The organism is Gemmiger formicilis, from assembly GCF_016900095.1.
In the GTDB taxonomy this organism is placed as follows: domain Bacteria; phylum Bacillota; class Clostridia; order Oscillospirales; family Ruminococcaceae; genus Gemmiger; species Gemmiger formicilis_A.
On record NZ_JACJJP010000048.1, the window covers coordinates 1 to 9,096 of the forward strand.

The window sequence follows — 9,096 nt, forward strand, 5'->3', positions numbered from 1 at the left end:
CCCGGATGGTGGCCCCCATGGCCCCCAGCCCCGCCAGATGGATGTCAATGGGCCGGGGGCCCAGCCGACAGCCGCCGGGCAGGGGCATCTCCACCCGGCCCGCCCGCACCAGCAGCGGCGCCAGGTAGAACACCGATCCCCGCATGGCCCCGGCCAGCTCGGGGGGAACGGTTCCGCTGACCGTGGCGGGAGGCAGCAGGATATCCGGTCCCCGCCGCACCGGATTGGCCCCCACTGCCCGCAGCAGGGCCATGCTGGCTTCCACGTCCGAGAGCTGCGGCACACCCCGCAGCACACAGGGTTTTGCACACAGCAGGCTGGCCGCCAGAAGAGGCAGCACACTGTTTTTGGCAGCCGCGGGACGAATACTGCCCGCCAATACCCGCCTGCCTGTGATCCTGATCCGTTCCATCGCCGCACCGCCTTTCGAAATATCCGTCACACCATACCAATATATGCGCTGTTCTGCCGAAAGTTACAAAAGCAGCGGCTGGAGCTGTACCCCCCGCAGGGCGCTTTCCAGCGCATCCGGCAGCAGGGTGAAATCGCTCTTCAGGCTGTGGGGCTTTTTGAAGCTGTCGTCCTGGCCGAAGGGCACAAAATAGAAGTTTTTGCGCTGGAGCAGAACCGCCAGGCTGGCCGCACTGCCCGAAAGACCGTCGTTGGTGGAGGGGGCCAGCACCAGAGGCCGCCCGCCCCGCAGCATGCTCTTGGCGGCCAGGGTGACCGCCGTGCTGCTGATGCCGTTGGCCAGAAGGCCCATGGTGGTGCCGGTACAGGGGGCGATGATCATGGCCCGGGCCATCTTTTTGGGGCCCAGGGGTTCCGCCTGCTGCAGGGTGGTCATGGGTTTGTGGCCGGTCATCTCTTCCAGCGTTTGGTGTAGGCTGGCCGCCGTGCCGAACCGGGTGTCCTGGGTGGCGGCGCTGGCGCTGAGCAGGGGCAGCACGTCCCAGCCGTCCCGGCAAAGCCGTTGGATCTGGGGCAGCACCGCCCCGAAACTGCAAAAACTGCCGCACAGGGCAAACACCACCGCGCGGGGGGTATCCTGCCAAGTCTGAGTCATACTGCCGCCCTCCCCTGTTCGTTCAAGATATTCAGAATGGTCTGTGCAATGAGTTCTCCCGCCGTGTCCGGGGCGCAGCGCCCCGGCAGGCCCAATGCCAGCCGCGCCTGCAGGCCCATGGCCTGGGCGGCGTCAAAGTCCACCCCGCCGGGGGCACTGGCCAGGTCGATGATCACCGCGCCCCGGGGCAGCTGTCCCAGCAGCGTTGCCGGCAGCACCATGGCCGGAATGGTGTTGACCACCGCGTCAAAACCCGGCAGCAGCCGTTCCAGTGCGGTCAGCGGCGCCGCATGGCAGCCGGCGCACCGGGCTGCCGCCCGCTGGTCCGGGCTGCGGGCAGCCACCGTGACCCGGGCTCCCAGGGCCGCCAGCCGCCGGGCCACCGCCTGCCCCACCCGGCCAAACCCCAGCACCAGTACCGGACTTTCCCACAAAGTGCGGGTGCGCATCTGCATGAGCAGGCACAGGCAGCCTTCGGCGGTGGGCACCGCGTTCAGGCTGGCCAGTTCGTTGCGGGTATAGTAGTCCACCGGCACCAGCCCGGCTCGCTGGATGACGCTGCGCGCCTGTGGGGTGATGAGCCCCGCAAATACCGGGGTGTCCCGACGGGCCCGGTGCAAAAGGTCCAGCTGCCCCGGCGTAATGGTTCGCAGCGGCATGGGAAGCAACAGAAAATCGGCGTGTTCGGGCGCACTGCGGGTACATCCCGCCTGGCGCAGGGCCCGGCCTGCGGCCTGCTGGCGGGCATCTCCTTCTGCCATACAAAATGTAAACATATTTCCACCCCCGTGTTCTGAGCCATCCTATGCCCGGTCTGCAACAAAGGTGACGGAAACAGAAAAAAGCCCCTGCCGAAGCAGAGGCTTTTTCCACAAAAAGGATCAATAATGGTTCAGGGCGTCACACTCGTTGCGCCACACCGAAGTGGGTTCCACCGACACGGTCCCCACCCGCACGTCCCCTATGGTGGTGCGGTCGGTTTCGGCCAGGACCTGGCCCGCCTTGACGGTGGTGCCCGCCTTGACCGAGATGCTGCGCAGGCAATAGAAGATGCTGTGCACCCCGGCGCCGTGGTCGATGACCACGGTATACCCGGCAGTACCGCCCAGATCCTGGGCCAGCACCACCTTGCCGGCGGCCGGGGCCAGCAGGTCTCCGCCCCGGGTGGTGGAAACCACCACATTGCTGCAGGTGCGCCCGGTGCCGGTGCCGGCCACCCGTTCGCTGCGGGAACGGCCCACATATTCGGTGGTGCCGTAGGCAAGTTCCACCTCCGCCTTGCCGGTGAAGGGCAGGGTGAACCCGTCCTCCGACCAGGCCGCGGGCTGGTCATCGCCGGTCTTGAGCAGGGCCAGGACCTCGGCATGGGTATCGCTGTCGGCCATATACGGGCTGGTCAGCTGGCTCTTTCTGGAATAATCCTTGAAGGTGTTGGCCCTGGCCTTGACGGTCAGGCTCAGCTCCTCGATATAGCCCGCATAGCTGACGGTGACCGTATAGTCGCCGGGTTCTTGGTCCACCGCGATGGGCAGATAGCAAACCCAGTCGTTTTCGCCCCGATGGAAGGCAGTGGCGGTCAGATCGCTGGTCAGGATGGGCGTTTCCTGCTCCGCCGCACCGCCGCTGGCGCGCACGGCTACCACGCCGCCCTGGGTGGCGGACACGGTATTGAGCCGGATGGAGGGACGCAGGCTGACCGTGAAAGTGAACCGATAGACTTGTTTGCCCGAAACCTCGGCGGCGTGGCTGATCTTCTTTTCGGTACGGAAGATCACCAGTTCCGCCGTGTAGGTATCGTTTTCGGTGAAGGTGAAATTGCCGAACTGTTCGGCGGTGCCTTCAAACACCGTCTCGCCGGTGCTGTCCTCCACCGTCAGGGTGGTATCGCAATCCGGATGGGATACGTCCAGGTCCACCTGGGCGGACTGGATGGTTCCCTCAATCTCGATGGGATCTTTGGAAACAGTGTCGGCGTAGGTGCGCTTGAAGATGTTGGCCACCACCGGCACATGCCAGCTGTAGGAGGTAGCCTGCAGATCCTGCCCGTTGAAGGAGGCCGATACCTGAGGAATGGCATCCGGGGTGGCGCCCTTGTACAGCCAGGCGATGCCGGCACCGGCCACCACCGCCACGAAGGCCACCACAAAGATCATCCACTTGAGCAGGCTCCACAGACTGTCCCCCACCCGCTGGTGCAGCTGCTGCAATCGGGTCAGGGGTACCGTCTCGGCGTCCTCGGCGGGTTCGCCCTCCTCGGGCTCCGATTCCTCCCGCTCGATGTTTTCCACGATCTTCTCAATGGAAAGCTGCACCGTGCGGGTCATCTCGGCGGCCCGGCGCGCCTGTTCCGGCGTTTCGGGCTCCTCGTCCTCCTCCCCTTCGGCCGGCTCCTCCGGTGTTTCGGGGGATTCCGGCGTCTGGTCCTGGGAGGAAATTGTTGTCCCGGCGTCCTTTTCCGCGGTTTCAGGCAGTTGGGCAGCTTCTTCCGCTGCCGGTTCGGCCTCTTCCGGCGGTTCCGGCTGGTCGGCCTCCTGCGGTGTTTCGGCCGGTTCCGGCGCGGCGTCGGGGCTCTCGGCCGGTTCGGGGGATTCCGGAACGGCAGGCGCTTCGGTGGTTTGTTCCGTCACGGGCTCCGTCTTCTCTTTTTCCGGCTCAGACCCGGAAGCCTCCGGCGTCACAGCGGTTTTCTCCGCTTCCGGTCGGGCCGCAGGCTGTTGTACATGGTGGGCGCTGCCGCTCTTTTTGCGGCGGCGACGGCGCCGGTTGTGTCCGGCCGGAGCGTGCTCCTGGCCGGCCGTTTTTTCTTTGTCGAAATTCTTATCCTCCATAACTAACCCGTCCCATATCTATGCGCAACAAGCAAATGGCGGCCGTGCGAAAGGCACTGCTCACTTGTTTTCCTGATACTGCAATCCGCTGGAGCCCTTGATGGCCGCAGCGGGGTCCACCGATTTGTTGCCGATGCGCAGCTCATAAATCAGGTCATGCACATCGGTGGTGGTGCCCACGGTATCCCCGCGGGACACGGTCTGGCCCGTCTGTACACTGACGGTACCCAGGCCGAACAAATAGCTCTTGACGCCGCAGCCGTGGTCGATGACCACGGTGCCGCCGGTGAGGGCCAGCTCCCCGGCATAGGCCACCGTGCCGCTCTGCGGGGCGCTGACATCGCTGCCGGGCTCCGCCGCCGCGTAGGTCAGGCCGGTGGACCGGCCGGTAACGCTGCCGTCGGTCATCAGGCGGTCACCGTATTCGGCGGTGGGCAGGCTGGTGGAGGGAGACGCGAAGGCGCCCTGCCACAGCTTATCCCCACTGCCCTGGGTGTACAGTGGCCAGATGGCATTCTTGTATTGGTCCGAGGCACCGGGTATCTCGGTTTCCGCCTCGGCTTCCACCTGCACGGTGACGGTCTTGCTCTCGGTGACCGAGAGGGTCAGTTCCTGCACCAGAGACCCGCAGGTCAGGGTCAGCGGATGTTCCCCGCCGGGGGTGTTGTAACTGACCGGAATGTATCCCATGAACCCGTCGGTGGTCTTGCGGAACCAGACGGTGCCCAGATCACTTTCCAGGGTGGGGGTGCTGCCGTCCAGAATGCCGGTGACCGCGAGGGCCACCACCGTGCCCTGGGGCGCGCTGGTGGTGCTCAAGGTGGCTTTGGGCTGCAGGTTCACCGTAAAGCTGGCACGGTAGGCGTACCAACCGGTGGAAACGCCGTTCACATCCGGTTCCTTGTCCCGGTACAGGACAAGGTCCAGCTGATACTCCCCGTTCTGGGTATAAACGTATTCATTGTAGGCAGAGGCATCCCCCTGCACCGCCACGGCACCGTCCGGGCCGGTCAGGGTCAGTTCCGACCGGTTGACCCAGTCGGGCAGGGTCAGTGCGGGGGTGGTGTCACCCATGTCCCCCAGCTTTTGCACCGTCAGGTTGGTCAGGCTGGTGAATTCACGGTCCACCACATCCCCCAGCACCGGCACCGTCCATTCGTAGCCGTTGGGTTCCAGGGCGGCTTCGCCCAGGGTGGGGTGGGTCTGTGGCAGCTTGTTTTCTCCCGTAAGGGCATACAGCGCCGCGGCCGCACCGCCCAGCAGCAGCACAACCATCAGCACTACCATAACCAGCCATAGCAGAAGTTTTTTCATACCGGCTCCTTCCTGTTGCGGCCGGGTGTCGAAAGCAAAAGCCGGGTACGATCCGGCGTGCGCACAAGCACACACCGGCCGCACCTGGCCCTTTTTGCACAGGTCTTATGCGGCGAACGAATCAGAGAGAAGCGGTATCGTCCGCGGCGGTATCCTCCGCCGGCGCGGCCGCTTCGGTATCGATGGGCTCGTAGATGGTGTCCTCATCCTCGTCGTCGTCAAACTCATTGTCGCTGTACAGAAGGCGCTCGTACTCGTCCAGCTCCTTTTCGCGGCGGCGCAGATACAGCGCAACAGCGGTCAGAACACCGGCCGCAGCCGCGATGAAAGCAAGAGCAACGCCAAACGTGGATTTTTTCATCATAATACATTCCTCCGAACCGGCGGACCGCCGAGGCGGGCCGCATTGTGTGGGTATGCCGTCAAAGCGAACATACCGGGGTCAGCTGCTTTTATTATAACCGACCCCGGGTGGGAATACAACAATACAAACGTAAAATTTTGTCAGCTCCTGCCGCGAAAATCCTGTGAAAATTTAACCGTTTCCGGCACCGGGCACATAGGCGGCAAAAGCACTTGGCACGGTGAAATCTCCCGCCGCATCATCCGCCCGGCCCCAGGCATAGCCTTCGGGCAAAGGGCAGACCGGGGCGGTGCCCCGCCAGCCGGACAGCTCCCAGATGCGATGGGTGAACACATGCCGGGCCGGGGCCAGGGCTTCGTTCCAGGTCACGGCCACGCCCAGTGCTTCCATCTCTTTGGTCAGTTCTTCCCGGGTCAGGCTCTTGCCCTCAAAGCACAGGGGCTGCCACAGGTTGGCCAGCAGTCCCCGGGCCGGGCGCCGCTGCAAAAGAAAGCCCGCAGGGCTTTCCACCAGTGCCACCGTCACCGGGGCTTTCTTTTTCTCCTTTTTCGGGGGCTTGACCGGCAAGGCGGCCGCCCGGCCGGATGCGTAGCCCAGGCAGATCTCCCGCAAAGGGCAGACTTCGCACTGGGGCGTGCCCGGCACGCAGACCAGGGCCCCCAGTTCCATCAGGGCTTCGTTGTAGGGGCCCGGGGTGGCCTTGGGCATCTCCTCCATCACCCGCTGGGTGAACAGCTGTTTGGTGGCCGGGCGGGTGATGTCCCCGTCGTCGTCGAACAGACGGGCAAACACCCGCAGCACGTTGCCGTCCACTGCCGGGGCGGGAATGCCGAAGGCGATGCTGGCAATGGCGCCGGCGGTGTAGTCCCCGATGCCGGGCAGCGCCCGCAGGGCGTCCCAGCTTGCGGGCAGTTCCCCGCCGTACAGATCGCACACCTGCTGGGCGGCTTTCTGCATGTTGGCGGCTCGGCTGTAATAGCCCAGACCCTGCCACAGCTTGCGCAGCCGGTCGGGCGGGCAGGCGGCCAGGTCGGCGGGGGTGGGCAGCTCGGCCACGAACCGCTCATAATACGGAAGGGCAGCCGCCACCCGGGTTTGCTGCAACATGATCTCGCTGACCCAGATATGGTAAGCCGAAGGCTCCTGCCGGAACGGCAGAAGCCTTCGATTCTCTTCAAACCAGGGCAGCAGTTTTGCGGCGACGCCCCGCATCAGAAACCACCGCAGGTGCGCGGGAAGGGAATGACGTCACGGATGTTGGGAATGCCGGTGACGTACATGAGCAGGCGCTCGAAGCCCAGGCCGTAGCCGGCATGCTTGACGCTGCCGAAACGGCGCAGGTCCAGATACCAGTCGTAATCTTCCTGCTTCAGGCCCAGCTCCTGCATGCGCTGGGTCAGCACGTCCAGGCGTTCCTCACGCTGGGAACCGCCGATCAGCTCGCCGATGCCCGGCACCAGCATATCGGCGGCGGCCACGGTCTTGCCGTCGTCGTTCATGCGCATATAGAAGGCTTTGATCTCTTTGGGATAGTCGGTGACGAAGACCGGCTTCTTGAACACCTGTTCGGTGAGGTAGCGCTCGTGCTCGGTTTGCAGATCCATGCCCCAGTACACCTTGTACTGGAAGTTGGAATCGTTCTTTTTCAGCAGTTCGATGGCGTCGGTGTAGCTGACGCGGGCAAAATCGCTGTCAGCCACCAGCTGCAGGCGCTCCAGCAGGCCCTTGTCAAAGAACTGGTTGAAGAAGGCCAGCTCGTCGGCGCAATGGTCCAGCAGATACCGGATGACATACTTGGTCATGGCCTCGGCGGTGTTCATATAGGTGTCCAGATCGGCAAAGGCCATTTCCGGCTCGATCATCCAGAATTCGGCTGCATGGCGGGTGTCGTAGCTCTTCTCGGCACGGAAGGTGGGGCCGAAGGTGTACACCTTGCCCAGCGCCATGGCCAGGGCTTCGGCTTCCAGCTGGCCGGACACGGTCAGGTTCACCGGGCACTTGAAGAAGTCCTGGGTGAAATCCACCTTGCCGTCATCGTCCCGGGGCACATCGCACAGGTTCATGGTGGTCACCTGGAACATTTCGCCGGCGCCTTCGCAGTCGGAGCTGGTGAAGATGGGGGTGTGCACGTAGGTGAAGCCGTTCTCATTGAAGAAGCGGTGCAGGGCATAGGCTGCCTGGCCGCGCAGACGGAAGGCCGCCAGGAAGGTGTTGGTGCGCGGGCGCAGATGGGTCATGGTGCGCAGGTACTCGGTGCTCATCTTCTTTTTCTGCAGCGGGTACTCGGGACCGCAGGTGCCCAGAATTTCGATCTCGTCGGCGTTGATCTCAAAGGGCTGACGGGCGCCGGGGGTCAGCACCAGACGGCCGGTGACCGCAAAGCTGGTGTACAGACCGCACTTGGCCACCTGGGCGTAGTTTTCCAGGCGGGCGGCCTCGAACACGATCTGAACGGGCTTGAAGCAGCTGCCGTCGGTGAGCGAGATGAAGCCAATATTCTTGGAATCACGCACCGTCTTGGCCCAGCCGCAGACGGTCACGACGGTTCCGTCGGCGGGGGTATCGGTGTAAAGCTTGGACAACTCGATCCGTTTTTTCAGGTATTCCATGGGGTTCCCCTCTCCTCTAAACAAGATAGATATGGCTATTATAGCGCATCGGAGCGGGATTGTACAGCACAAAATTCTCAGCTTTGGGCCCCGAAGAGGGCCGCCAGGGCCCGGGCGGCGTACTCCCCGCCCCGCACAGCCTCGGCGAGGGTATTGGCGTGGCCGCCGATCTCGATGAGCAGGCTGCCGGTGGTCACGTCCTGGTTGTAGAACCGGTACCCGCACAGCACCGGCCGGGTCAGCCCCGGGTACAGGGATTCCATCTCGGTTTCCCAGGCAGCGGCAAATTTCAGATTCTGCTGCCAGTGGGGCAGATTGACGGTGCTGCCGTTGTCACACCCTGCAATGATCATGACCTGGGCGGTATCCTGCCCGTCGATTTCACACAGCGGCTTGATGCGGGCGCCGTCCGACGTCTCGATGGCATCCCGGTGCACATCCAGGATGACCTTGATGCTGGGATACCGCTCCAGCCAGGCCCGGGCGGTCTGGGCGCTGCGGGCATAGCTCTCTGTGTAGCTGGGAGAATCGTGGAGGGTGGTGTCGTGGACGGTATACACTCCGGCTTCGTTCAGGATCTCGGTCATGCGGTCCCCCACCGCACACATGTTCAGGGCGGTGTTGGTGGTGCGGGCGGAAAAATCCGGGTCGTACACAAGGTCGTCCCAGGTCTGGTAGGTCTCGGTGGCGTGGGTGTGCAGAATCAGCACCTGGGGCTGGTCGGCGTTCAGCTCCACCGAAAAAGGCAGGGGGCCGTCGGCGGCTTCGGCCAGCTCGGCGTCGGTGTGCTGGGTGGAATTCCGGATGCTGCCGGCTTCCAGCTGCACATACCCTTCCCCGCTGCCCTGGGGGTAGAACTGGGACCGGATGGGCCCGCCGTTTTGCAGGTCTGGGGGCGCAGTGGTCGCCGGGGAT

Annotated in this window: 8 protein-coding genes and 1 pseudogene; all 9 read right to left on the reverse strand. The window is 64.0% G+C overall.

Annotated elements, in window-relative coordinates:
- A pseudogene (locus tag H6B15_RS14600) lies at window positions 1-412 on the reverse strand (UDP-N-acetylglucosamine 1-carboxyvinyltransferase); the annotation flags it as partial.
- A 63-nt stretch (window positions 413-475) separates the two neighbouring features.
- Window positions 476-1,066 carry a dipicolinate synthase subunit B gene (locus H6B15_RS14605; protein ID WP_204648741.1) on the reverse strand — a complete coding sequence of 197 codons (591 nt, stop codon included), beginning with the start codon at window positions 1,064-1,066 and terminating at the stop codon, window positions 476-478.
- On the reverse strand, window positions 1,063-1,827 hold the full coding sequence (locus H6B15_RS14610) for an NAD(P)-dependent oxidoreductase (protein ID WP_243424438.1): 765 nt from the start codon (window positions 1,825-1,827) through the stop codon (window positions 1,063-1,065). The genes H6B15_RS14605 and H6B15_RS14610 overlap by 4 nt, the downstream gene beginning before the upstream one ends.
- A gap of 120 nt (window positions 1,828-1,947) precedes the next feature.
- Window positions 1,948-3,894: a peptidoglycan DD-metalloendopeptidase family protein gene (locus H6B15_RS14615; RefSeq protein WP_204648743.1), complete on the reverse strand. Its 1,947-nt coding sequence runs from the start codon at window positions 3,892-3,894 to the stop codon at window positions 1,948-1,950.
- Window positions 3,895-3,954: 60 nt separating this feature from the next.
- Window positions 3,955-5,208 carry a murein hydrolase activator EnvC family protein gene (locus H6B15_RS14620; protein ID WP_204648744.1) on the reverse strand — a complete coding sequence of 418 codons (1,254 nt, stop codon included), beginning with the start codon at window positions 5,206-5,208 and terminating at the stop codon, window positions 3,955-3,957.
- A gap of 121 nt (window positions 5,209-5,329) precedes the next feature.
- Window positions 5,330-5,572, reverse strand: coding sequence for a phosphatase (locus tag H6B15_RS14625; RefSeq protein ID WP_243424439.1), 243 nt, complete (start codon window positions 5,570-5,572; stop codon window positions 5,330-5,332).
- Between the two features lie 171 nt (window positions 5,573-5,743).
- On the reverse strand, window positions 5,744-6,784 hold the full coding sequence (locus tag H6B15_RS14630; protein WP_204648745.1) for an A/G-specific adenine glycosylase: 1,041 nt from the start codon (window positions 6,782-6,784) through the stop codon (window positions 5,744-5,746).
- Window positions 6,784-8,181 carry an asparagine--tRNA ligase gene (asnS, locus tag H6B15_RS14635; protein ID WP_204648746.1) on the reverse strand — a complete coding sequence of 466 codons (1,398 nt, stop codon included), beginning with the start codon at window positions 8,179-8,181 and terminating at the stop codon, window positions 6,784-6,786. Before asnS ends, H6B15_RS14630 begins: the two co-directional genes overlap by 1 nt.
- A gap of 77 nt (window positions 8,182-8,258) precedes the next feature.
- Window positions 8,259-9,096, reverse strand: an 838-nt coding sequence (gene spoIIP, locus H6B15_RS14640; protein WP_204648747.1) for a stage II sporulation protein P, incomplete at its 5' end; no start/stop codon positions are given.